This window comes from Sphaerospermopsis reniformis (assembly GCF_005402885.1).
GTDB lineage: Bacteria > Cyanobacteriota > Cyanobacteriia > Cyanobacteriales > Nostocaceae > Sphaerospermopsis > Sphaerospermopsis kisseleviana.
Window position 1 is genome coordinate 12,710 of record NZ_BJCE01000023.1, and the last position, 24,932, is coordinate 37,641.

Consider the following 24,932-nt stretch of genomic DNA (forward strand, 5'->3'; position numbering starts at 1 on the left):
TTCTGCTCATTTCGGTAATTACCCGGTCTGATATCAGCCGGGAATGTAGTGTAAAAATATAGGATTTGCTGAAAAAGTCTTTTCGTGGAGGCAGGGAATAGGGAGGAAAATTTTAGATTTTAGATTTTAGATTTTAGATTGGAGTTAACAAAAACAATCCAAAATCCAAAATCCAAAATCAATAACTCCTGACTCCTGACTCCTATCTTCTCACTTTACCGCTAAACCCAGATGCTTTAAATTGCTTTAGTTGTAATGGAGTTGGTTGGTTTGCAGGTACAGAAATTCTTAACTCAAAATTACTAACACCAGGTGGTACTTCAGGAATAGAACCTAGACGGGTGCGGTTTTGTAATATTGGATTATTATTGGCATCATAGATGCGTCCGTAGATATCTGCGTCATAGACTGTTTTATAAGTGCTGTTTTCTGCTTTACCAGTGACAATAAAGCAATTAGCAGACCCTGAACCATTACTAACAACAGCACCTTGTGCTAATTCTGGTGGACAATCTTGGTATGATAAGTCAGATAGTTTAATTTGTGTTAAAGCTTGGGCTGGTAAGGTAAAAACCCAAGAGCAGAAAACTAATAAACAAGAGATTAATATTAGCTTGAGTGATAGCTTGAGTGAGTGCGATCGCATAAAACACAAAGTAAATTTACAAAAAGTATACAAAAGTTTTATTTGCCGATTACCGAAAATTCCCTGTTTTTTAATGAGAAAGTGGAATTTAATTTTGCAATAATTGTATCAATAGACCATTCTTTGCACCAGCTTATGAATCCAGATGAGATTGAAGCAGTCTTGCAAACAGCATTTAGTCGTTGTGATGCTGCTGACTGTCCTCTCACTGATATACAGAAACAAATATTGCTGCAAGTAGTCGAACAGATTCAGAGAAGCTTAACTTCTAAGGTATCAGATACTAACAACCCTTTGGATGAACTGACTCCAGAGGAATTAGAGGTGTTTTTGGAGTTTGTCAAAGCAGAGGAAGCACAAAACCGCACTTGGAAAGTACAATTACTTAATGATTGGCTTTTAGCACAAGATTCGGGAAAAGTGCAATTTATTCGCCAACGTTATGGTTTACAGTGGTTAAATCGGGTGCAAGCATATCATTTTGATAAGTATGCTTATTTGGAAGAAGCTTTAAAACTGAAAGTAGGCGATCGCATTGAAGTTTCTAATGCACTGTGGGAATGGATACCAGAAGATGATATATCTCAGAAGGAATGGATTCCCTGTATGGTAATTAATATTGATGAAATTGTTAATAGTAATGACAGTTTTAGTATTTGTCAAATTCGGTTTTTTAATGGTAGTGAATATGAAATACCCGGTGTTTATGAATGGAATCGGTATAATTGGCGGTGGCCTAAAAAGTAAATATCATTTAATATCATTTAATATCATTTACCCAGATACCGGACTTCTTTAAGAAGTCCGGTATCTATCAATTTTAATTGGATTTTGACTTATTTATTAAAGTAATCAACCAGGAAAATATTAAAATTTTATACGATTTTATAGCATTGAATTAGACATATTGTAAAATATGATCTTGAAATAGCTAAAACATTTAAATTTTGAGATTATTAATTATGGTCAATCAGTTATTTTATGGTGATAATTTGCAGGTTTTGAGAAAACACATCAAAGATGAAACTGTGGATATTTGCTATATTGATCCGCCCTTTAATTCTCAACGCAATTATCACCAAATTTATAATAATATCGGTAAAGAAGATAAAGCAAAAACTCAAGCTTTTATTGATACATGGACATGGGATGATCACGCTAATCAAGGTTTAGCAGAAATTCAAGAAAACTATTTAGGACATTTTACTTCTCAAAGCATAGATTTAATTTCTGGGTTAACCAAAGTTCTGGGTAAAGGAAGTCTATTAGCTTATTTAGTGAACATGACTTTAAGAATAGCAGAAATCCACCGAGTTTTGAAACCCACAGGTAGTTTTTACTTGCATTGTGATCCCACAGCTTCCCATTATTTAAAAATTATTATAGATGCTATTTTTTGTTCTCAAGGTGGAGATTTCAAAAATGAAATTATCTGGAAACGTACATCAGGACATAGTGATTCTGGTAAATATGGTAATGTTCATGATGTGATTTTTTACTATTCCAAAAGTTGGAAAACTACCTGGAATCAGGTATATCAAAAATATGAACAAAGTTATATTGATAAATATTACAGATATCAAGATGATGATGGGAGAAAATGGATGTCAGGTGATTTGGGTGCTGCTGGTTTAGCTGGAGGCGGTTATCAATATGAATGGAATGGAGTGACAAAACTGTGGAGATGTCCAAAAGAAACAATGGAAAAACTTGATAAACAAGGGAGAATTTACTATACTAAAAATCGTGTTGCGAGAATTAAAAGATATTTAGATGAAAGTGAAGGTTTACCAATCCAAGATACTTGGAATGATGTAGAAGCTTTGCGATCTTGGCACAAAGAATTATTAGGATATCCCACCCAAAAACCCGAAGCATTATTAGAAAGAATAATTCAAGCCAGTAGTAACGAAGGTGATATCATATTAGATGCTTATTGTGGTTGTGGAACAACAGTAGCAGTATCACAAAGATTAAATCGACAATGGATAGGAATTGATATTACTTATCAAAGTATTAGTTTAATTCTGAAAAGATTAGAAGACTCTTTTGGCAAACAAGTATTAGAAAATATTAATATTAGCGGTATTCCCAAAGATATGCAATCTGCGGAAGCATTAGCATTGAAAAAAGACGATCGCACTCGTAAAGAATTTGAGAAATGGGCAATTTTAACCTATACTAATAATCGTGCTACCATTAATCAAAAGAAAGGAGCAGATAAAGGAATTGATGGAATAGCGTATTTTACAGGAGACAAAAACGAACCAGAAAAGATAATTTTACAAGTAAAATCTGGTAATGTCAAATCTGGAGATATTAGAGATTTACAGGGAACAATAACCCTAGAAAGTGCAGTATTAGGGATTTTTATTACCTTAAAACCACCGACAAAAGACATGATCCAAACTGCAAAAGAAGCAGGAATTTATCAAAGTCGGTATATGAGTCAACCTGTAGATAAAATTCAGATTATCACAGTACAAGAAATCATTGAACAACAAAAAAGATTAGATATGAGATTAAGTTTAGAAGTTTTGAAATCTGCGGAAAAACAAAAGGAAGTGAAACAAACACAATTAGAACTTTTTAGGGATGAATAACTCTCAATCCTAATTATTCCCCAGCAGCTTGTATAATTGTTGAATACAATTCCTTACTGACTCGAAAGTCAGCTTTTTCAATCATTTTATCTAACAAAATTTTTACAGAAGGGATCAAAATTTGTCGTTTCGCTTGCAATAGGACTCCTAATAACCCAGTTATTTGTAAACCATAGCTACTTGCAACTATTCTACCTCGACGTTCATCCATTAATAGTAAATTAGCTTTGAGTTCCAGAGCTAAAGCAATCGCTTCTGCTTCACCTAAATCTATATTTTCTTCGTTTTCTTGAATCACAATTACTCTTTGAGAATCTACAACAGTCTGTTGTTGAATCCAAGGTAAAGTTTGTACCTCCACAGCACCCGGAACAACTTTATCTACTTTGACCATTTCATTATAAACTGCTGTGGGAATAATAATAGAAGTGTAAAGTTTTTGCAATAAATCTAGTTGACTAATTGCTGCTAAATTAGTAATGGGTGAAGTATCACTAACGATAATCATAATAACCCCATTGATTCTAGGGTTTTGATATCTGATTGAAAATCCTCTATATCATAATTAACACAAAGTCCTCTTACAGCAAGCTGATGTTGAAATTCTATCACTGTTAGTCCAGTCCAAGCACGAACTTTACCACCACTAATTTTTCCTTGTTGATAAAGCATGATAGCAATTTCTAATTTTAATTCTTCTTCTGTCATTTTGCTCGCTCGCAGAATATCATCAGGTATTAAGATACTCATAATCAAAAATGTGATATTTACTTTTAATTATAGCAAAACTTAATATCATCTTACCAACTGCATCGCATCATTAAAAAATTGCCGACATAAACCTTTAGTGACAAAAATAGTCGTCAACAAATTAACCACAGCTACCATAAAAATAATTAAAATTTCATAAGAAACCGCTGCCAACGCAGATACTCCAGCTAATAATTGTCCACTGGTAAAAGTGGGTATTGTCACCATGCCAATTAGCATCATTTGATTTAAAGTAGGAACAAAAGCAGCTTTAATTGCATCCTGGCGATAGTGACTAACAGCTTGCTGGGGTGTTGCACCTAAACTGAGGTGTGTTTCTATTTCTGTAGGAAATTGATTAATACTGCTAACTAGCCTTTCTCCGGCTACTGCTGCGGCATTCATAGCGTTACCGATCAATATACCACCCAAAGGAATTAAATAACGGGGTTCATACCATCTGTCAGGTTGGATAATCAAAAAATTGGTGTAAAGTAAGGTTAATGACGTACTAGCAAAAATCACTACCCAAACTAAAGGCAGTACCAAAGGAATTTTTTGACTGATGCGGTTTCGTGCGACAATCGCCGTAATTGTGAGAATGATAGTAAAAATTCCCACAACAGCCCAAACATTGTCAACAGCAAAAATGAAGTCTAAAACGTATCCTAATACTATAAGTTGGAGGATGGTTCTACCGGTGGCTAATGCTAGGTTTAACTCTAGTCCTAATTTTTCCCAGGCAGATAAACCAATAGCGATCGCCATTAAACCCACAGCTAACACTAAATCTACAATATCCAGTTTAATCAAATCCGGCATGGTTTCTTTATTTCCTGAGATAGTTTACAGGCAGAAGGTAGAAGTACAACCTATTTTAGTCCTAGTTTTATGATCAATTAATGTCGTAAATTAATGTCATAACTACCCTGTATACTGCTATATCACCGTTAAAAGTGTATCTTTTGAATCTCCCGATAAAATAACAACTATGATCCAAAGTGTAAATTCCGTTCCTGCATTTGATATCAAACAGCAATATGCCACCATTGAAGTTGAAGTTAGTCATGCTGTTTTAGAAGTTCTCAGTTCTGGCCGTTATATTGGTGGTCCTGCGGTAGAAGGTTTTGAAGAACAGTTTGCAGCTTATCATAGTGTCACGGAATGTGTAGCTTGTAATTCCGGTACTGACGCTTTATATCTGGCTTTACGTGCTTTAGAAATTGGTGCAGGTGATGAAGTTATTACCACACCCTTTAGCTTTTTTGCTACCACCGAAGTCATAACTGCTGTCGGTGCAACACCTGTATTTGTAGATATTGATGCCACTACCTTTAATTTAGATGTCACCCAAATAGCCGCAGCAATTACACCCAAAACTAAAGCTATTATCCCCGTTCACCTGTTTGGTTTACCAGTGGATATGACAGCTTTAATGGCGATCGCCAACTCTCATAATTTAGCAGTGATTGAAGATTGCGCTCAAGCCACCGGTGCAAGTTGGGAAAATCAAAAAGTTGGTAGTATTGGTCATATTGGATGTTTCAGCTTTTACCCCACCAAAAACCTTGGTGGTTGCGGTGATGGGGGTGCAATTACAACTAACGATAGTGCGATCGCTGCTAAACTGCGAATATTACGAGAACATGGCAGCAAAGTTAGATACATTCACGAAGAAATCGGAGTTAACAGTCGCTTAGATGCGATTCAAGCAGTCATTCTGCAAATTAAACTCCGCTATCTAGACACCTGGAACAAACACAGGCAAAAAATAGCAACATATTATTATCAATACCTCAGTCAAATTCCTGGCATTACTCCCCCCCAAGAATTATTAGGAGGAGAAGCCGTTTGGAATCAATATACCATCCGCGTTTCCAGTGAAGAAAGAAACGGTGCAAGTTCCAAATATCGGGACTGGGTGCGGACTCAACTGCAAGAAAAAGAAGTAAGCACAATGCTCTATTATCCCCGTCCTTTACACTTGCAGCCGGTTTATGAAAATTTAGGCTATCAACCAGGACAATTACCTGTGTCCGAAAAAACCTGTCATGAAGTGATTTCTTTACCCATGTTCCCAGAACTCACACAGGAACAGCAAGATAAAGTCATTTATGCGTTGAAAGACTGTTTAAGTTAACAGAGGTGACAGTTAAGAGGGAGGAGGGAAAACTTCTCCCCAAACTCTCTGTGATGTGGAAAAGGATATTGATTTTACTCTTCCTCTAGTAATTGTTCTACAAATCGTTGTACTAAAGGCACTTGAAAAGCGTTACCTTCTGGAGTCAGGATTTCTTTTCGCATTAGTTTTTTCATCACTCCTTTGTCTTTTTGGGTGGAAGTTTCACCAGCAATTAAACGTCTGAGAAAATCACGGTCGTTATCTTGTAAACTTGTCCATAATTCCCGAAAATGGGGAAGAGAACTTTGAGTCATTTTTAGAAAGATTAATTACAATAAATTTAGACGTTAACACTGACAATAATAAACCGAAAACTCTGTGCAAGATACTTTCTCTTTAGTATAAATAAAGGAAAGAGAATTGGGTGTGTGGTTAAAGTATCTCACCGAGAATAAATATAAAATTTATTTATTTTAATTTGATTTTGATTTGCATATTTAAAACTTACAACCATTTTCCCTTAACATCTCTTAACAAATTATTGAGAAATATTTTTATTTACTAACGGTATTGCAATAGTTTCCGGCATTTGCTATAATTTCTCTAAATTTCATGATCAGGGTAAGTATGTCAAATTTTAAAAAAATCAAAAATTGCCATCTTTTAACCCGTGATATACAAAGGTTTGCAAAATCTATACTTAAATCATTCTAAAAAAACACTGAGAAAAAATAGATGTTGCTTGCACCAATTTTAGGGGTAAATTGATCTGAAAACTTGAATAGTACAAATCAACTCTTGACAAAAAATTATTTATAACCATCTGCGTTCATCTGCGTTTTTTGTATTTAAGGTTTGAAAAAGTCTTGTTATGAGTTTTTAGGAGTGCAGAGTGTCTAATTTTAGATTTTAGATTTTAGATTGGAGTTGACAAAAGTAAATAATCCAAAATCCAAAATCCAAAATCCAAAATAAATAACTCCTGCCTTTTATGCAAAAGTGCGAGTATTTGCAGTCGCCAAAGCTTCCACCAAACCACGCACAGCCGCAATCATCGCAATTTCGCTATTGAGTTGGTTAATAGCAGAACCAACACCCACACCAGCAGCACCAGCAGCTACAGCCAAAGGTGCAGTCACATTAGAAATACCAGAAGCACACAAAACAGGTACAGAAACAGCGCGGGAAATTTCATAAGCAGCCGCTAAAGTGGGAGCAGCTTTTTCAATCAAACCCAAAGTACCAGGGTGAGCAGGTTGACTGCTAGTACCGCCTTCAGTTTGGATAATATCAGCACCAGCTTTGACTAAATCTTCAGCTAATTGAACTTGTTGATCCAAAGTTAGGATGTGAGGAACAGTCACAGATAAAGTAATTTCTGGTAACAAAGCGCGGGTTTGCTGAGTTAACGCCAAAACTTCATCCGCTTCAAATCTGCGACCTTGAGCGTAAAAAGAATCAAAATTACCGATTTCAATTAAATCAGCACCAGCAGCAACAGCTTCTACAAATTTTTCTGGTGCAACTGCGGACACACAAACAGGTAATTTAGTCAAGTTTTTAGCTAAATGCACTAAAGCCGCATCAGCAGCGATATCAACAAAAGTTGCACCACCCAAATCAGCAGCTTTCACGGTAGCAGCAACACTTTCAGCGTTAAAATTATTTAAACCGCTAATTACTTTTAAAACACTGCGGTTAGCAAATGCACGTTGCAAATTAGGAAGCATAGTCATAATATCTGATTTTGAACCTATTGAGGTAAGAATTATACACTATTTGGGGTATTTGGGAATAGGGCTTTGGGAATAAGGAACAGGAAATAGGTAAAATTACCAGATATTTCTCAGAATTTAATCTACATATTTAATATTCAAACTTTCAACAAATTTACTTTCTTTACATTTTAAATACTCATCTCTTTGAGAAACAAAATCATCTATTTTACCCTGGTTATATAAGATAACCATCTCTTCTTTTATAAAATGCTTTTCTAAAACATCATGTTGAGAATTGTTAAGAAAGTTTGAATTTTCTGTAATGCAGCGCGAAGAGGTTGTACTTGTTTTTCTAATTCTTGCTGTTGGGTTTTACATTCTCCAGATGCGATCGCATATTCGCTATACTGACTACCAATAAAATTCAAAAAATCCAAAGTTTCACTTAAACTGATGAATTTGCTTAGTCAACTGTGCTACCTTTTATCCTACAGGTTCAGTAGTATAAATGCGATCGCTGCTGACTCCCAGCAACCGCACCCCTACCGTACCAGCACCATTTACCCGCACAGACTCCGTTTCCAAAGTCACAGGCAAAGGTGTAATTAGGGTTTGCTGAAAAAGTCCCTTCGTTGAGGCAGGGAATAGGGAATAGGGAATAGGGAATAGTTTTAGCTATCTGTTATCCCCAGATTTTCTAATTTATCAGACCCAAAATGCACAGTTTTTAAGGTATACCCTTCAAAAATCTTGCACTTTCTTTCCTCCTGATCAGCCTCAAACCTTTGATTTACGAGTATTTTGGGTTTATTCAGCAAGCCCTAATTAATAACTCTCGTTCTTCTCCTGTTAAGGATAAGCTGTTACACAGCTAAATTGTATAATCCTAATATTCTGAACTCTTGTTTAACAGGCAAGATGCCTGTTCCACTTATACAAATTAAATGCACAACAGCTTATTACACCTCTTCTTGTAACCAAAGCTTTGTCACCATAGACTGTGACAGATACAATCTAGCTTTGTATTGTTTTACGCCAAGATGATAATTCCGAGTTTACCATTGCCAGTTTTCCACTATGTTTAACAGTTACCAGTTATCACTGTCACCTTTTGCCTGTTCACTGGTTTAATAATTATGTTGGTTAATTGTCAATGGTTTCCTGTTGCACCGTCAAGCAGTAAGGAAGTTTTGAATGTAAATTTGATGCAAATTTTATGACGGAAGTTGCTCAACCTTAATACTGAGAGGAGCAATTTCCTGTTCCACAATTTTCCTTGCTGCTTCTAACAGATACTCGTAATAAGTACGAGCAACAATAGATAATTGTTTACCTGCTGGATAAGCTATATACCAAGTCCGCTTAATGGGAAAATGCTGGACATCCAAAATACTAAACTCATGGGCATCCGTCAACAAAGTATGACGAGATAGCACCGAAATTCCCAAGCCTCCAACTATAGCCTGTTTTATTGCTTCATTACTCCCTAATTCCAATTTCACCTTGACCTTCACCCCATGTTCATCTAAGAGACTTTGCACAGCGCGGCGTGTGCCGGAACCAGGTTCGCGCATAATAAATGGTTCTTCTCCCAGTCGTTCTAAAGGAATATTTTTTTCCTTTGCTAACGGATGCCCAGCGGGAGCAAAAACCACTAAAGGATTTTCCAAAAAAGGTTGACAATTGATATCCAAATGATCTGGAACTTGACTCATAATATACAAGTCGTCCAAATTAGTAATCATCCGATCTAAAATACCTTCATGATTTGTTACCTGTAGCGAAATATCAATTCCCGGATAAAGTTGGCAAAACGGACCCAACAAACGGGGAATAATATATTTAGCCGTGGTAATTACCCCCAAACGCAATTGACCTTGTTTTAGCCCCTTTAAATTCGCAACAGTCATTTCAAACTGGGCGATAGTGTCAAAAATCTGGCGACAAGTGGCAAATAACTGATGTCCCGCTTCTGTTAAAAATAAGCGTTTTCCCACCTGTTCAAACAATGGCAACCCCACAGATTTTGTTAGTTGCTTGATTTGCATTGATACAGTCGGTTGGGTGAGAAATAACTCTTCAGCAGCACGGGTAAAGCTACCGTGTCTTGCAGCGGCCTCGAACACCTTCAACTGGTGCAGTGTCGCTTGGTTCAAGGTGATTCTCCTCTAATAGCAGTTAATAGATAACTTAATTTGCTAGTTGTGTTAGAAGTTCAGAAGTTCAGAAGTTCAGAACCAAGAATTAAGTTTTTCTCCTACACCCCTACACCCTGACTTTTTTGTAACTAGCAACTTGGGTTAGATATATTAGTCAGCAGTAAGATTGTGACAACTCTTGTTTTACAAAGATTGTAGAATTTGAGATGATCCTCATTATCTGCCGACTACTATATATATTTAGTATTACTTAACACTGACATATTGTGTAGTGGCACACATATTAAAGTTATGAGTGTAAGTATAGGGAAAAATCTATCCTCGCTATCAGAAGTGTAGTATTGGACTTATGGAATTGAAAAGATATGATCAAAACAACACAAAACGTAAGATTCCTTCTAACCCAAGATGAATGCTGAATATCGAAAATATAGCAGAAGGCAAGAGGCAAAAGGCAAACGTAAAACCTTTGTCAAAACTAGGTTTGAGTTTTCAATCATGTCTTAAAGTTCTTGTCCACAGCTACATATAATTGATTATTCACCATTCATCATTCATCACTCATCACTCCAAAGTTCTTCCTTAACCTTAACAGGCAATTTCGCTAAATCAGGTAATTCCACAGCTTCTGCATCAACAATTTTATCCTTGATATTCAAGGGTATATTCACTGGTTGACGTTCTTCCACCCAGCAACTAGCCACAGGCAAGGTTTGTTCCAACTCATCCAAAGGTCGCGGAATCACCATGACAGCGTTTAACTCACCAATCCTTTCTGCCTCATACATTCCCGCTTCTACAGCAACAGCCACATTAGCCACCGTACCCCGAATAATAGCGGTACACAAGCCCGCACCAATTTTTTCATAGGAAGCTAAATGGACATCTGCTGATTTCAGCATAGCATCACAAGCCCCTACCATTGCCGGAAAACCACGAGTTTCCACCAAACCAATCGCTTGATTACTCAAACGGCTGTAACTGCCATCCTCCATTATTTGCGTGAGACGGTTAATAGGTAGAACTATATCCAAATTGGGATAAGGCCGAGGAATAACCAAACTAGACACCAATTGTCCAAACTGTTCTGCTGTTTGTACACCAGCTTCCACAGCTAGACGTACATCAGCAATATTACCCCGAACAATAGCCGTACAGTGACCACTACCAATTTTTTCATAGCCGACTAAATGAACACCAGCCGACTTGAGCATCATATCAGCCGTGCCAACAATAGCCGGAAAACTGAGAGTGGATACCATACCCAAGGCTGCATCCTTGAGGGGATCGCGGCGACGTGGTGCATGGATGGTACTAAGAGAGCGTTGGTTGTATGTTTCCATCATAAATTCACCAGGATTCTCGCAAAGGCAGACAACTAACAAATAACACTTACTCTGAAGAATTTTCAGAGTTTTGGTTACTCAAGGGTTGCCGATTGGGAAACAATGTAGTCAATAGTCTATTAATGCTTCCCTGTCCATATATCTGTGTTCCAAAAATTTGAGAACTTTCAGTGTTAGCAGGACTGGGTTCGGGTGCTTGAGAGTTAGTTTCTGGAGAGCCTGGGAGAGTTGTTTCTGTAAGAGTAGAGTCAGTAACCAGGGGAGTTGCTGCAACTGGAGGCGACTGGCTTTTAGGAGTGGGAGAAGGTGGAGGTACGGAAGTAGATTCTTGTTTAAACTCTACAAAAGCCACAGCAGAGAATTGAGTAGAAGTAACTACTTTTTCCTCTGGGTTCTCTGGTTCTGCTTCTGGGGGATTTGTCACCGTGGTATCAGAAGAAGTTTCTACCGTTGGTTGATTTTGATTTTCATCAATTTGCCGACTGCTATCTCCCAGAATTGAACCTGATGGTACTACTTGCTCCGGTGCGACGGAACAGTTAAACACTGTCGTAGCAGCACCAATACAAGCATTAGCCCCAATTTTGCCTTGGCCAACCATCAAAAAGCCGGCTCCCAGGTTTGCTCCTACTTCTATTTCTAGGATACCCTCATTGACTTGGAGAATTGACCCCATGCCAATACAAACCCCAGGACCAATAATAATTTTACTGTTGGCAGCTGCTTGGAGTATTACCCCTGGTGCTATTACGGCGGTTTCATGAATATTGACATCGCCACTCATAAGAGAATCAAAACTGTTGCCCAGGCGTAGCAGCGGCACAGACATGGAATTTATTACCTCGGAAGCCGGAAAAATTAATGTTGAATATTTTGAGATAGGTAGGTGGGGGAAGCAGGGGAAGCAGGGGAAGCAGGGGAAGCAGGGGAAGAAAAATTAATTCTTTATTCTTAAATTCTCCTGACTCCTGACTCCTGACTCCTGACTCCTGACTCCTGACTCCTGACTCCTGACTCCTGCCTTCTGTCACCTATCACCTAAAATTATGGACGCTGAATAATTGCTTCTAACACGCGGCGTTTTGCTGCGGTGTCGATTCCAATTAAACGCACGTATTCACCTGGATATTCAGAGAGGCAAGCTTCTACAGCAGCGATCGCATCTCTTTCTGTTCTCGCTTCAATTTGTCCGGCACTCGCCCAAGTACCTGTACGGAAACGGCGCTGGTCTACGTGTTCTACGCTAATTTTCAACCCACCTTGTAACAACTGTCTCAGTTGATCTACAACTTCTGCACTTAAACGGGTGCTAGTTACGGTTGCAGTTCCACCACCATAAGAAGCTGCTGCTGGTTTCGCTGTGCCAGAAGATACTACTTGTCCGTTAGGACGTTGGATAATGGTTTCTAGTACGCGACGTTTAGCTTTAGCATCAATGCCAATTAAACGTACATATTCCCCCTGATGGGAAACCATACAATCTTCTAACGCTGCTACTACCTCATTAGCAGAATTTGTTTCAATGGGTTGGCAGTTTTGCCATGTACCTGTACGGAAACGACGCTCATCCACGTGTTCTGTACCAATTTTGTAGCCATTAGCCAAAAGTTGGCGAATTTGGTTAATGGTTTCGGCACTGAGGCTACCACTGGCAACAGCACCGTTACCATGACCATTGCCGTTGTAGCTGCTGTAAGATGTAGCCGCCGGAGCTTTAAAGCTAGATGTACCGTTGCTAACTACACCATCAGGACGTTGAATGATGGTTTCTAATACCCGTTTTCTACCATTGTCAATGCCGAACAACCGCACATACTCGCCACTGTGGTCTACTAAACAAGATTCTAAGGCGGCGATCGCCTGCCCTAATGACCGGGTTTCAATAGCCTTACAGCTTTGCCAAGAACCTGTGCGGAAACGTCTTTGATCTACGTGTTCTGTGCCAATTTTATAACCTTGTTCCAGTAGATAGCGCACTTGCTCTATCGTTTCTGCACCCAATTTGCTTGCCACTTCACTACTCCTATCCAATTCTTCAACGGTAATGCTTGTATAAGATTTTGCCCCAGAAACATTCAGTTCATCCCGAATTGGGGTAATACACTTGAGATCCTCTGCACAGCGATAACCAGCCCGCAAAGCCTGATTTATCCCCACAACGTGGTGAGCAAATTGCTGATCCTGATCTTGTACATCTGGCAAACGATCCGCTTGTTGCTGGGTCGTAATAATAGAACCAGAAGCTACGTATTTCCCCGGAGGAATTTCTACATCTTGTATTAATGCGTGCATCATGACGATGCAACCTGCTCCGACTCTGGCGTTAAAGACAGTGGAGCGAAAACCTATAAAGCAACTGTCCCCAACATAAGCTGGTCCATGAATCAGCGCCATGTGGGTAATAGAAGCATTTTTACCAATCCATACCGAGTATTTTTCGCCATCATCACCAATTACTCGGCCTTGCTCCAACCCATGAATGACTACACCATCTTGAATATTAGTATTTTCACCAATATAAAAAGGTGTACCTTCATCTGCTCTAATCGAAGTTCCTGGAGCAATAATCACATTCTGACCCAGGTGTACATCCCCAATGAGATTACAAGAAGAATGTACAAATGCGGTTTGATGGATATCTGGTTCAGCTAAACTCCTAGACCACGGGGTTGGGGGTGCCGCCGTGCTGCGGACTGCCATTGTGAGATTCCTCCTCAAATATGCTTTTTGTCAGTGGTTAGAAGAATAAGGCAAAAGGCAAAAGGCAAAAGGCAAAAGGCAAAAGGCAATAAATTATTTTTATTCTCTCTTCCTGTTCCCTGTTCCCTGTTAAGAGTTCCCTGTTCCCTTTTTTCTGACTATCTATATTGATCTTTTTTGCTGTAAATGAAACGATCTTCAACGTGAATGGTATCTATTATCGCCACTACTGCTGCATCTAACGGACGTTGTTCGTTACCAAGAACTTGACGAGCGGCACTGCCTCTACTGACAAGTACCCACTCATCTACTCCTGCTCCCACACTATCGGCTGCTACCTCATATTCTGAGAGGAGATTTCCGTTTTCATCTACTAATTGCAACATTAGTAGTTTTACACCCCGCAGACTCGGATCTTTTTGGGTGCTAACTACTGTGCCACGCACTTTAGCAATTTGCATTCTTAATTATTGTCTGCTTCTGAAAGGACGAATTCCGCTTACACCTTCCCGGAATTGTTCAACATCCTCTGTATATCTAATTGGCAGTACATATTCCAGGTTTTCGTGAGGACGAGCAATTATGTGTGTAGACAACACTTGTCCACCGTTAACTCGTTTCACGTTTTCTACTCCTGCTGCTACAGAAGCTTGGACTTCGGAAACGTCACCACGCACAATAACTGTTACCCGACCGCTACCAATTTTTTCATAGCCTACTAAGGTAACACGAGCCGCTTTTACCATAGCATCAGCAGCTTCTACTACTGCTGGAAAGCCCAGGGTTTCCACCATTCCCACTGCAATTGACATTATTCTTTTATCCTTAAATCAAATTTTTCAACAAACAACAAACAGACAAATTTTCCACGTAAGCAAGCAAATCCTTTAACCACTTTATTTTAAAAGTGTTTAGGTTCGGAACTGTTCTACTGCTTCTGTGTACCGAATCGGTAATACATATTCTAGGTTTTCGTGGGGACGAGCAATGATATGAGTAGACAAAACTTCACCACCATTGACTCTTCTTGCGGCTTCAATTCCCGCTGCTACTGAAGCTTGTACTTCAGATACATCACCCCGCACAATTACGGTAACACGCGCACTACCGATTTTCTCATAGCCTACTAAGGTAACACGGGCTGCTTTTACCATCGCATCCGCAGCTTCTACTACTGCTGGAAACCCTTTTGTCTCAATCATTCCAACTGCAATTGGCATCGCAGAACTCCTAAAAATTTAATACAATCTGTACTATGGGTGTATTTTTTTGACGGGGATGCTCATTTTGAGCATTGAAGAAAAATACTTCTAAAATTAAGGATATGAAACCTTGGCATCCCTGGCAACATAAATTACTATAATAGTTTATGATAAAATACTTTTAAAAAACTTAACAAAACTTAATATACCCAAAAAATACATCAAAGTTCACGGTTTCCTAGAGTGGCCACTTATGCTTTATAATTTTTTTATTACTTTAAAAAATCACATTCATAACCAGGGCTAATCTGAACTACTCAGGATTGAACAAAGGCTGTATATTTTACTGTCTCAGTCTTTCCTTGATTTTTGCTATTGGCACAGATATTAAATGAACAATATATAAGATTTTTAAATATAAAGTATAAAATTCTTTTTTCAAAGTAGGAAGACAAATGTTCCATCAGATGATTAAAGAAGATAATTAGTCAGCATTCAGCTATCAGTAATCAGTTTTAACCTAATTATAAGCAGAGAGGTTTTTGATGAAATTAAAAGTTTGCCCAATTCCACAATACAAATTTACCGACTGGCTTTTGTCCTTGTTTTTTTTAACAAGATTGCTGAATACTGAAAATCAGTAAATGCTGCGAAATCTGTAAACTTTGTAAACTTTGTAAACTTTGTAAACTTTGTAAACTTTGTAAACTTTGTAAACTTTGTAAACTTTGTAAACTTTGTAAACTTTGTAAATTTATATCTAACTGCCCGTGAATAGCGCAGGTGAAAGTAAAAATAAAGTAAAAATACTGATTCAAGCGTTTTGAGAAATAGTTAAGAAAAACTTGATTTTTTCAAAATTAACATTTTTTAAGCAAATGATTGATTTAAGGCTGTTTAAGAAACCAAAGACTGAGTCGTCAAGGAAAAATTAAATGAATGAAGTTCTATTTTTCACCAGTTGGTTTGTACCTTTTTATAGCTTACTAGGGGCAATTTTAACACTGCCTTGGGGCATTGGGTTAATTCAACGTACAGGACCTAGACCTGCTGCTTACTTGAACTTGTTGACTACCTTACTAGGTTTTATCCATAGCCTGATTGTATTTCGAGACATCTGGAACAGAGACCAAGAAAATTTATTAATTACTTGGTTTCAAACTGCGGATTTTAAGCTAACCTTTGCTTTAGAACTGTCACCAGTAAGTATTGGGGCAATAGTTTTAATCACAGGATTAAGTTTATTAGCTCAAATTTATGCCCTGGGTTACATGGAGAAAGACTGGTCTTTAGCCAGATTTTTTGGGCTTTTGGGATTTTTTGAAGCCGCTTTGACTGGTTTAGCGATTAGTGATTCTTTGTTCCTCAGTTATGCCTTGCTGGAAGTTCTCACCCTTTCTACTTACTTGTTGGTGGGTTTTTGGTATGCTCAACCCTTGGTAGTCACAGCAGCGCGAGATGCGTTTTTAACCAAGCGTGTGGGAGATTTATTATTGCTGATGGCTGTTGTCACGCTTTCCACCCAAGCTGGTAGTTTGAACTTTTCTGACTTGTATGAGTGGGTACAAACCGCTAATTTAAGTCCATTAACATCAACATTACTGGGTATAGCCTTGATAGCTGGTCCTGCTGGTAAGTGCGCCCAATTTCCCCTACATTTGTGGTTAGATGAGGCAATGGAAGGACCAAACCCGGCTTCGGTAATGCGAAACTCTTTGGTAGTGGCTGGTGGTGCTTATGTTTTGTACAAGATTCAGCCCATATTAGTTCTATCCCCTGTGGCGCTCAATGCCTTGGTAATTATGGGTACGGTGACTGCGGTGGGTGCAACATTGGTGTCAATAGCCCAGATTGATATTAAACGGGCTTTATCTCATTCTACAAGTGCCTATATGGGATTGGTGTTTTTGGCAGTGGGTTTAGAACAAGGTGGTGTAGCTTTGATGTTGTTGCTAACTCATGCGATCGCCAAAGCCTTATTATTTATGAGTTCCGGTTCCATCATATATACCACCCAAAGTCAAGACTTAACAGAAATGGGTGGTTTGTGGTCAAGAATGCCAGCTACTACCACCGCCTTTGTAGTTGGTTCAGCAGGGATGGTGACATTATTACCCTTGGGTAGTTTTTGGGCAATGTTGGCTTGGGCTGATGGCTTAATCAAAGTTAACCCTTGGGTGATTGCAGTTTTAGTTTTGGTTAATGGCTTGACAGCTTTAAATTTAACCAGAGTTTTCCGGCTCATCTTTTGGGGAAAACCACAACAGAAAACACGCCGCGCCCCAGAAGTCGGTTGGCCAATGGCTTTGCCAATGGTGACTTTAACTATCATCACCCTGCTAATACCAATGATGCTTCAGCAATGGTACTTACTACCAAACTGGGAAAGTATTGATTGGTACATTATATTAGCTTTGATGACTTCCACGGTCTTAGGGGTGGTGATTGGCTCAACGATTTACTTGCATAAAGGTTGGTCAAGATCCACAATTCTGGGCTGGAGATTTTTACAAGATTTACTAGGGTATGATTTTTACATTGATAGAGTTTATCGCTTCACCATAGTTAGTGCAGTAGCATTATTGTCCAAGATATCTGCATGGAGCGATCGCTATTTAGTGGATGGGTTGGTAAACTTAGTCGGCTTTGCCACTATTTTTGGCGGACAAAGCTTAAAATACAGCATTTCCGGTCAATCCCAAGGTTATATGTTAACTATCCTCGTTGTGATCAGCCTTCTTGGTTTCTTTATTAGCTGGTCCTTGGGTTTACTGGATAAATTGCCTTTTTAGGGGACTGGTGACTGGGTTATTTACCTCCCCTACTTCCTCTACTTCCCCTACTTCCTCTTAAACTCCTAAACTCCTAAACTCCTAAACTCCTAAACTCCTAAACTCCTGAACTCCTCATTATGATGCTAAGTACATTGATATTGCTGCCGTTACTGGGTGCAGCTTTAATTGGTTTCTATCCCGCTACTCTGAGTGGGAAAATTGCCCGTAAAATAGCTTTGGCCTTGGCGGTAATTATTTTTCTGTGGACGGTTTTCCTGACAATTAAATTTAATCCTGGGGAAGTGGGAATACAGTTTGCTGAGTCGTTACCTTGGATAGATGCGTTAGGTTTAAACTATAATTTAGGTGTAGATGGTTTATCCTTGCCATTGCTGTTGTTAAATGGACTTTTAACAGGTATTGCCATCTATAGTAGTAATGAATCTCTTCAACGTCCTAAATTTTATTACTCCTTGGTGCTGCTGCTGAGTGCAGGGGTGACAGGAGCTTTTTTAGCACAGGATTTATTGTTATTTTTCCTGTTTTATGAATTGGAATTGATTCCCCTCTATCTTTTGATTGCTATTTGGGGTGGTGCAAAACGGGGGTATGCTGCTACTAAGTTTCTGATTTATACTGCGATTTCGGGAATCTTAATTTTAGCTAGTTTTTTGGGCATGGTTTGGTTGAGTCATTCTCCTAGTTTTGGACTAGCAACTTTAAATGCTCACACTCTACCTTTAGCCACTCAACTATTATTATTAGCAGGAATTTTAGTTGGGTTTGGCATTAAAATTCCTCTCGTTCCTTTTCATACTTGGTTGCCCGATGCCCACGTCGAAGCTTCTACACCAATTTCTGTTTTATTAGCTGGGGTATTGTTGAAATTAGGAACTTATGGTTTACTCAGATTTGGGATGAACTTGTTACCCCAAGCTTGGGAATATCTAGCACCAACGTTAGCAACTTATGCGGTGATTAGTGTATTGTTTGGTGCATCCTGTGCGATCGCGCAAACGGACATGAAAAAAATGGTAGCCTATAGTTCTATCGGACACATGGGCTATATTTTATTAGCAGCAGCAGCAGCAACACCCCTCAGCGTCTTGGGTGCTGTCATGCAAATGGTGAGTCACGGTTTAATTTCTGCGTTGATGTTTCTCTTGGTGGGGGTTGTGTATCAAAAAGCTGGTAGCCGTGATTTAGAAGTAATTCGGGGATTACTGAACCCAGAAAGAGGAATGCCAGTGATTGGTAGTTTGATTATTTTAGGAGTCATGGCCAGCGCAGGTATACCTGGAATGGTGGGTTTTATTTCCGAATTTATTGTATTTCGGGGTAGTTATGCAGTTTTTCCGGTACAAACCCTGTTATCAATGCTGGGAACTGGTTTAACGGCGGTTTATTTCTTAATTTTGGTAAATCGTGCCTTTTTTGGGCGGTTATCTGAGCAAGTGATGAATTTACCAAGAGTATATTGGAGCGATCGCATTCCTGCTTTAATCTTAGCTGTGTTAATTGTGGTTTTTGGCATCCAACCATCTTGGTTAGTACATTGGACCGAAGCGACAATACAAGGAATGGTAAATACACAGAACTTATTAACTCAAATACTCTGATACCAGAGGAAAACTCAAAATTGAATAATGGATGCTAGAGATTGGGAAAATTTAGTTTGATATCCCAATTCTAGCAACCAGCATTAATCAATAATTTAATAGTTAAAATGTCCATATTCATGTTATTATGAATAAATAAATTCGGCTCTCCTAGACTAGATATGACCATTTAACACTTAATACTTGGTTAAGTTCATTATGTATCAAGAGATTCAATAAAATCAAAATCAATTTTTATTAAATCTATTGTTTTGGATTAGTGGAATCCTTGTATGATAATAGTTTTAGCCGTTATTTTTTATTAAATTACCATAACCACTCTAGGAGAGCCATAAATTCACAGCAGCTACAGACAAAAAACAACCTGAAGGATTTTATATATGAAATCGAAACATTTAGAAATATATGCTGATGGTGCGGGTATTATGGTTGGTTCAACCGTAAGTAAACTAAATTTTTACTCTGTTGTAGACATTTCAGAAGATAATAATGAAAAACAAATAGAAGAATTAAAAGTACAGATAGCTATTCCCACAGTTACTTTACTCAAAGTATGCGCTAGATTCTTACAGCAAGTTAAAACTGACGAGCTAGAAATAATTAGTGTCATAGACAGTCATAAAGAGGAAATCATTAAAACTTTGGCAAGTTTAACCTTACAAGAAAGTGATGGAGAATAAAAATGTTAAAGATAAAATCACAACCTGAAAAATCTTACTTATTAAAAGATAATTACGAATTTCTGCGGAAAACCAAGATCATAACTTCTATTTCCATGCAGATGCAGAAAGTACAAACCAACGAATACTATCACAAATGTGCCGCTTTTGAAAATGAAGAAATTAGGCTTAATAAATTAAGAAAAAAGGCTAAAATAGTTAATGAAATACGTAATTATTTGTCTTTACCTGATGATTGGGATGGATATCAAGGAATTGCACCTCAATCAAAAACAATTGCAGAAACTATTTCTTTCGTAAAAATTTTACCTGATTCTATATCATTACCTAAACCAATGGTAAGTGGTACTGGAATAGTTGGTTTATTTTGGGAAAAAGATAATATTTATGCTGAAGTATGTTTTGAAGGTGATGGAACATTTTGGTACTACGGAACAGATAGTGATTTGGAAATAGGAGAAGAATCTGTATCTATTCAAGAGGTAAATGAACTACCAAAGAACTTAATTAACTTAATCAATAAAATTTAATTTTCTATGAATTGTTCAGAAATTTATAATGTAACATCTAATAGATGTAAGTTTGTGCAAGAAAATGATTCTGAATGTAATTGCGAAAAAGTTTCAGTTAGTCAATATTCTCCAGGTATTATAGAAGATGATGAAATACTAATCAGACAAATTTATTCACCTATTCACATAGATAAAGAAACTGGAAAAGTTAATTCTTCTGCATTTATTGATTCTCAGGATAAAGGTATGTCTGTAAATAGAAAAACATATACTTCACTAGAAGAATTAAATAAAAAAGTTGAATATAAACTAAATCTAGATCAAAAAAGAGGTAAAGATAAACATTTTTTAGGTGTTGTTTATACAAGTTGTGAAAATGTCAGATCAATAAAAACTGATGATAACCTTAAAGCCTTTTGTGTGTATGATACAGGTAATAAACATGATATTTCTCATGCAGATATCTGTCAAACTATATCTAGTCGTGTAGAAGGGAGTAAAATGCGCCTTAAATTAAGAAAAGCTTTTACCGAGAAACCTATAACGCTAGATGTTGTATTTACAACTTCAAATAACTGAGATTCTTGTTGGGTTTAAAAAACAAACAGCATCAAAAATAACTATTATAGTCTTTTTATTCCAAAACTAGCTTAATCTTTGTTAAAATCTATAAATACGGATACCTATTAATTATATGAGATAGTGGGAGCTAAAAATAATGGTTAATACCAAAAACAAACCCGTTGATCATCCCTTGAATGAGTTTATTCAGCGTTTACAAACTGGACAAGCTTTACTGAAAGATAGCCCAGAAAATGTTTTAGAAGTAGTGGGTATTCTGAAAAGTTATGGTGTGGTTTTAGATGCTTATTCCCAAAATCTTATTTACATTGCTGAACATCAGTTTTTAGTGTTTTTCCCATTTTTTAAATATTTTAATGGTAAAGTTTCTTTATCTCAATTACTGCGTCATTGGTGGCATGACAGAATTAATTTTGAGTATGCAGAATATTGCATGAAAACCATGATGTGGCATGGTGGTGGTGGCTTAGATAATTATTTAGATAGTAAAGAATTTACAGAAAGAGCAGAAGCGGTAATAGCTGCTAAGTTTAAGTATAATCCTTTAATGTTAGGAATTAACAATCTGTTCCCTGATTTTTTAATTGAACAGTTGCGAGTATCTGCCTATTATAGTGGTTTAGGTCAATTTTGGCGAGTCATGGCTGATATTTTTCTCAGCTTATCAGACCTTTATGATCAAGGTAAAATTAAATCAATTCCTGAAGTTGTGGAACATATTAAAGCAGGTTTGGTAAAAGATGCTTTAAGACCTATTACCTACGATGTGAAAATTGGCGGTAAGGTTTATGATATTATTCCTAAATCAGTTGGTTTAAAATTCTTGCCAGATACCGCAGTTCCTTATGTAGAAGCGGTATTTTTCCGGGGAACTCCCTTTTTAGGAACTGTTTCTTTAAACGCCCAAGCATATCAAGTTCCCCCAGATCAGGCAAGATTTCAATATGGTGCTTTATATGCAGATCCTTTACCTATTGGTGGTGCGGGTATTCCTCCCACATTGTTAATGCAAGATATGCGCCATTATTTACCAGATTATTTACATGAAATTTATAAGCGTAGTTTGCGGGGTGAAGATGATCTGCGTGTACAAATTTGTATGAGTTTCCAAAAATCAATGTTTTGTGTCACCAGTGCTGCTATTTTAGGATTGATGCCTTATCCTGTAGATACAGAAGATCAATCTGAGCAAACAGCGAATCGGGTATATTTAGAAAAGTGGATGGATAGATTTAAAACTTCTCGGTTATTAGAAGTAAATGAATAGTACATAGGTACAGACAAAAGTTTGCTTTAGACTAGGTGAAGTTAGTGACAACAGAGTGCAAAATTAATGATAATGAGTTAGTTCATAGGTCAGGGTGCGAGAGTGATCACTCAATCTCAAATGGTAGATAGAATTAACGATATAGCTTGGCAAGCTCACCAGGGCAGCGTTGCCGCTATTATTCAGCTATTGAACGAAAGACTCGTGATGTCTGGTGTCAGAACTAGAGCGATCTTTGCTGATGGTGTGTTACAAATTTTATGTGAAGCGGCTACGGTAGAACAACTTGAGCAGTCTACCTTGGTAGCCAACATCCAGCAAATTTTAGAGTCCATTGCACCGCGTAACATTCGCAAAGTCAAGATCAACAGTCGCATTGTGCGGGAAGAGCAATTATTATGGTTGGAGGAAATTAACCGCAATAGCGAAAATCAATTACTTTGGTCACAGGAAATTACTTTATCTCAGCCTAGTCTTTTCCAGCAATTAATTCAAGATTTTACAGCAGCCTATACTGAGTTTGGAAAACCGATTTTACCTAAAGCTCAATCTTTACTTACTAACCAGGATAAAAACAAAGATACAATCAAAAAGCTGATCATTGGATCAGTTAGTTTGTGTGCATTACTTTTGCTGGCTGCTTTGTTTGATGAACGTTTAGGTAATTCAATAAAAAATCTGATACCATTACAAATTTCTCCTTCTGTAAAAACCGCAGGTGAAGTTAAATCAGAAGTATCATCCTCTCATGCTCAAAAAAGCCCTGCTCAATCGGCAAATGATACATCTGATGACAAATTTGCAGATGCAGTGAGACTTGCTAATCAAGCCTCTGCTGCTGGTAAAACAGCTGCAACTTCAACTCAGTGGTTGGAATTAGCTGCTATATGGCAAAGGGGTTCTGATTTAATGAGTCAGGTTCCACCTAGTCATAGCCGATATCAAGAAGCACAAATTCGTACTAAGTTATACAGGGAATATAGTAAAGCTGCTGAGAAAGAAGCAGAAAAAATGGGTGATTGGTGATTGGTGCAAAATATTTCCCTCCTGCCTCCTGCCTCCTGATGGCTAAACACTCATTTCTAACATCCGTTGCATGGGTTTGAGTGCTGCCAGACGGATATCCTCTGACATGGTAATTTCAGGGGTGCGGTTTTTCATGGCTAGGTACAGCTTTTCTAAGGTATTTAACCGCATAAATGGACATTCGTTACAATTGCAGTTATTCTCAGGAGGGGCAGGAATAAAGTGTTTACCCGGTGCTAATTTTTGCATCTGGTGGATGATTCCTGGCTCTGTAGCCACGATAAACTCATGGCTAGGGCTTTTTTGACAATAATTCAATAAAGCCGCTGTAGAGCCGATATAGCTGGCGTGACGTAAAACGCTGGTTTCACATTCTGGGTGAGCGATCGCCTCTGCTTCTGGATGTGTAGTTTTTAACTCAACTATTTTCCTTTCCGAAAATGTCTCATGGACAATACAGCTACCTTGCCATAACAGCATATCCCGTCCTGTTTGCTGCATTACGTACCGTCCTAAGTTCCGATCTGGTGCAAAAATAATCGGTTGTTCTTTGGGTATTTGCTGGACAATTTTTACAGCGTTGGAACTGGTGCAGATAATATCGCTCATGGCCTTGATTTCGGCAGAGCAATTAATGTAAGAAATTACTAGATGGTCTGGGTGTGCGGCTTTAAAAGCTGCAAACTGATCTGGGGGACAGCTATCAGCTAAAGAACAACCAGCATTTAAATCTGGTAATAGTACCAATTTATCAGGATTGAGGATTTTTGCGGTTTCTGCCATGAAGTGAACGCCAGCAAACACAATCACATCTGCATTTGTCTGTGCTGCTGCTCTTGCTAATTGTAAAGAATCACCAATAAAATCTGCAATATCCTGTATATCTGGATCTTGATAGTAATGCGCTAATATCACCGCGTTGAGTTCTGTTTTCAGATCCTCAATAGCGGCAAATAAATCTAGTGGTAGTGTACCCTGTAGTCGAGCGAGTTTAGTTGTAAACACAATTAAGAACTGCTTTTGATTACAAATTGTTACTTTATGGATTCAATTATAGTAGTTTTTACCAAAAATGGTAGACAATTGATGAGGGTAATTTTTGACACTCTGCGGTCTAAAGACACGCAGATTCTTTAAGACTTGCTCAAAAGGGATAGTCAATTATCCCCCTACGCGCTCAAAACAACTACCAGTACGACAGGTATTGCAATTGCGTTTACTTTTAT

Annotated in this window: 25 protein-coding genes and 1 pseudogene; 10 read left to right on the forward strand and 16 right to left on the reverse strand. The window is 37.9% G+C overall.

Annotated elements, in window-relative coordinates; translation table 11 throughout:
• Positions 1-202: 202 nt before the first annotated feature.
• Positions 203-646, reverse strand: a complete 444-nt coding sequence (locus FFR48_RS05440) for a biotin carboxylase (RefSeq protein WP_137666650.1) — start codon at positions 644-646, stop codon at positions 203-205.
• A 135-nt stretch (positions 647-781) separates the two neighbouring features.
• Between FFR48_RS05440 and FFR48_RS05445 the strand changes: the two genes are divergently transcribed.
• Positions 782-1,393 carry a hypothetical protein gene (locus FFR48_RS05445; protein ID WP_096571289.1) on the forward strand — a complete coding sequence of 204 codons (612 nt, stop codon included), beginning with the start codon at positions 782-784 and terminating at the stop codon, positions 1,391-1,393.
• Positions 1,394-1,608: 215 nt separating this feature from the next.
• A complete protein-coding gene (locus FFR48_RS05450; protein ID WP_137666635.1) occupies positions 1,609-3,249 on the forward strand; it encodes a DNA methyltransferase in 1,641 nt (546 codons plus the stop codon).
• Between the two features lie 13 nt (positions 3,250-3,262).
• On the opposite strand, the gene FFR48_RS05455 is transcribed toward FFR48_RS05450, so the two are convergent.
• From FFR48_RS05455 to FFR48_RS05465, 3 genes are read right to left on the reverse strand one after another with little or no spacing between them, the layout of a single operon-like run.
• Complete coding sequence (locus tag FFR48_RS05455) at positions 3,263-3,757, reverse strand: PIN domain-containing protein (protein WP_137666636.1); 495 nt, start codon at positions 3,755-3,757, stop codon at positions 3,263-3,265.
• Positions 3,754-3,999 (reverse strand): UPF0175 family protein, encoded by a 246-nt coding sequence (locus tag FFR48_RS05460; protein ID WP_096571295.1) that lies wholly within the window; start codon positions 3,997-3,999, stop codon positions 3,754-3,756. Before FFR48_RS05460 ends, FFR48_RS05455 begins: the two co-directional genes overlap by 4 nt.
• A 45-nt stretch (positions 4,000-4,044) precedes the next feature.
• Positions 4,045-4,821, reverse strand: coding sequence for an ABC transporter permease (locus FFR48_RS05465; RefSeq protein WP_137666637.1), 777 nt, complete (start codon positions 4,819-4,821; stop codon positions 4,045-4,047).
• A 169-nt stretch (positions 4,822-4,990) separates the two neighbouring features.
• Here FFR48_RS05465 and FFR48_RS05470 point away from each other — a divergent pair, with 169 nt between their 5' ends.
• Entirely contained in the window at positions 4,991-6,139 is a 1,149-nt protein-coding gene (locus tag FFR48_RS05470) for a DegT/DnrJ/EryC1/StrS family aminotransferase (protein WP_137666638.1), read from the forward strand.
• Positions 6,140-6,213: 74 nt separating this feature from the next.
• Here the strand turns inward: FFR48_RS05470 and FFR48_RS05475 are convergent, their stop codons facing one another.
• The 11 genes and pseudogenes from FFR48_RS05475 to FFR48_RS05525 form a co-directional block, all read right to left on the reverse strand.
• Positions 6,214-6,435: a hypothetical protein gene (locus FFR48_RS05475; protein ID WP_137666639.1), complete on the reverse strand. Its 222-nt coding sequence runs from the start codon at positions 6,433-6,435 to the stop codon at positions 6,214-6,216.
• 675 nt (positions 6,436-7,110) lie between these two features.
• Entirely contained in the window at positions 7,111-7,857 is a 747-nt protein-coding gene (locus tag FFR48_RS05480) for a DUF561 domain-containing protein (RefSeq protein ID WP_137666640.1), read from the reverse strand.
• A 287-nt stretch (positions 7,858-8,144) separates the two neighbouring features.
• Positions 8,145-8,475 (reverse strand): annotated as a pseudogene (locus FFR48_RS05485) (DUF4140 domain-containing protein); the annotation flags it as partial.
• Between the two features lie 578 nt (positions 8,476-9,053).
• Positions 9,054-9,995: a LysR family transcriptional regulator gene (locus FFR48_RS05490; protein WP_137666641.1), complete on the reverse strand. Its 942-nt coding sequence runs from the start codon at positions 9,993-9,995 to the stop codon at positions 9,054-9,056.
• Positions 9,996-10,555: 560 nt separating this feature from the next.
• Complete coding sequence (gene ccmO / locus FFR48_RS05495) at positions 10,556-11,341, reverse strand: beta-carboxysome assembly protein CcmO (protein WP_096571305.1); 786 nt, start codon at positions 11,339-11,341, stop codon at positions 10,556-10,558.
• Between the two features lie 49 nt (positions 11,342-11,390).
• The gene (gene ccmN, locus FFR48_RS05500) at positions 11,391-12,173 is read right to left on the reverse strand and encodes a beta-carboxysome scaffolding protein CcmN (RefSeq protein ID WP_137666642.1); all 783 of its coding nucleotides are present in this window, start codon (positions 12,171-12,173) and stop codon (positions 11,391-11,393) included.
• 215 nt (positions 12,174-12,388) lie between these two features.
• Positions 12,389-14,044: a beta-carboxysome scaffolding protein CcmM gene (ccmM, locus tag FFR48_RS05505; RefSeq protein ID WP_096571309.1), complete on the reverse strand. Its 1,656-nt coding sequence runs from the start codon at positions 14,042-14,044 to the stop codon at positions 12,389-12,391.
• Positions 14,045-14,202: 158 nt separating this feature from the next.
• Positions 14,203-14,505, reverse strand: a complete 303-nt coding sequence (gene ccmL, locus FFR48_RS05510; RefSeq protein WP_096571311.1) for a beta-carboxysome shell vertex protein CcmL — start codon at positions 14,503-14,505, stop codon at positions 14,203-14,205.
• Positions 14,506-14,511: 6 nt separating this feature from the next.
• On the reverse strand, positions 14,512-14,856 hold the full coding sequence (locus FFR48_RS05515; RefSeq protein ID WP_096571313.1) for a carbon dioxide-concentrating mechanism protein CcmK: 345 nt from the start codon (positions 14,854-14,856) through the stop codon (positions 14,512-14,514).
• Positions 14,857-14,955: 99 nt separating this feature from the next.
• Positions 14,956-15,264 (reverse strand): carbon dioxide-concentrating mechanism protein CcmK, encoded by a 309-nt coding sequence (locus FFR48_RS05520; protein ID WP_006276527.1) that lies wholly within the window; start codon positions 15,262-15,264, stop codon positions 14,956-14,958.
• Between the two features lie 593 nt (positions 15,265-15,857).
• Positions 15,858-16,064, reverse strand: coding sequence for a hypothetical protein (locus FFR48_RS05525; protein ID WP_137666643.1), 207 nt, complete (start codon positions 16,062-16,064; stop codon positions 15,858-15,860).
• 117 nt (positions 16,065-16,181) lie between these two features.
• Between FFR48_RS05525 and FFR48_RS05530 the strand changes: the two genes are divergently transcribed.
• The 7 genes from FFR48_RS05530 to FFR48_RS05560 all read left to right on the forward strand — a co-directional run bounded on the left by FFR48_RS05530 (position 16,182) and on the right by FFR48_RS05560 (position 23,706).
• Positions 16,182-18,038, forward strand: coding sequence for an NAD(P)H-quinone oxidoreductase subunit F (locus FFR48_RS05530; RefSeq protein ID WP_137666644.1), 1,857 nt, complete (start codon positions 16,182-16,184; stop codon positions 18,036-18,038).
• A gap of 122 nt (positions 18,039-18,160) precedes the next feature.
• On the forward strand, positions 18,161-19,639 hold the full coding sequence (locus FFR48_RS05535) for an NADH-quinone oxidoreductase subunit M (RefSeq protein ID WP_137666651.1): 1,479 nt from the start codon (positions 18,161-18,163) through the stop codon (positions 19,637-19,639).
• A gap of 380 nt (positions 19,640-20,019) precedes the next feature.
• The gene (locus FFR48_RS05540) at positions 20,020-20,319 is read left to right on the forward strand and encodes a hypothetical protein (RefSeq protein WP_137666645.1); all 300 of its coding nucleotides are present in this window, start codon (positions 20,020-20,022) and stop codon (positions 20,317-20,319) included.
• Positions 20,320-20,321: 2 nt separating this feature from the next.
• Positions 20,322-20,849, forward strand: a complete 528-nt coding sequence (locus tag FFR48_RS05545) for a hypothetical protein (protein WP_137666646.1) — start codon at positions 20,322-20,324, stop codon at positions 20,847-20,849.
• Between the two features lie 54 nt (positions 20,850-20,903).
• Positions 20,904-21,410, forward strand: a complete 507-nt coding sequence (locus FFR48_RS05550) for a hypothetical protein (protein WP_137666647.1) — start codon at positions 20,904-20,906, stop codon at positions 21,408-21,410.
• A 139-nt stretch (positions 21,411-21,549) separates the two neighbouring features.
• Positions 21,550-22,680: a CO2 hydration protein gene (locus FFR48_RS05555; RefSeq protein WP_137666648.1), complete on the forward strand. Its 1,131-nt coding sequence runs from the start codon at positions 21,550-21,552 to the stop codon at positions 22,678-22,680.
• 120 nt (positions 22,681-22,800) lie between these two features.
• Complete coding sequence (locus FFR48_RS05560) at positions 22,801-23,706, forward strand: hypothetical protein (protein WP_137666652.1); 906 nt, start codon at positions 22,801-22,803, stop codon at positions 23,704-23,706.
• Between the two features lie 42 nt (positions 23,707-23,748).
• Here FFR48_RS05560 and nadA read toward each other — a convergent pair whose 3' ends face one another.
• Entirely contained in the window at positions 23,749-24,711 is a 963-nt protein-coding gene (nadA, locus tag FFR48_RS05565; RefSeq protein WP_137666649.1) for a quinolinate synthase NadA, read from the reverse strand.
• Positions 24,712-24,932 lie beyond the last annotated feature (221 nt).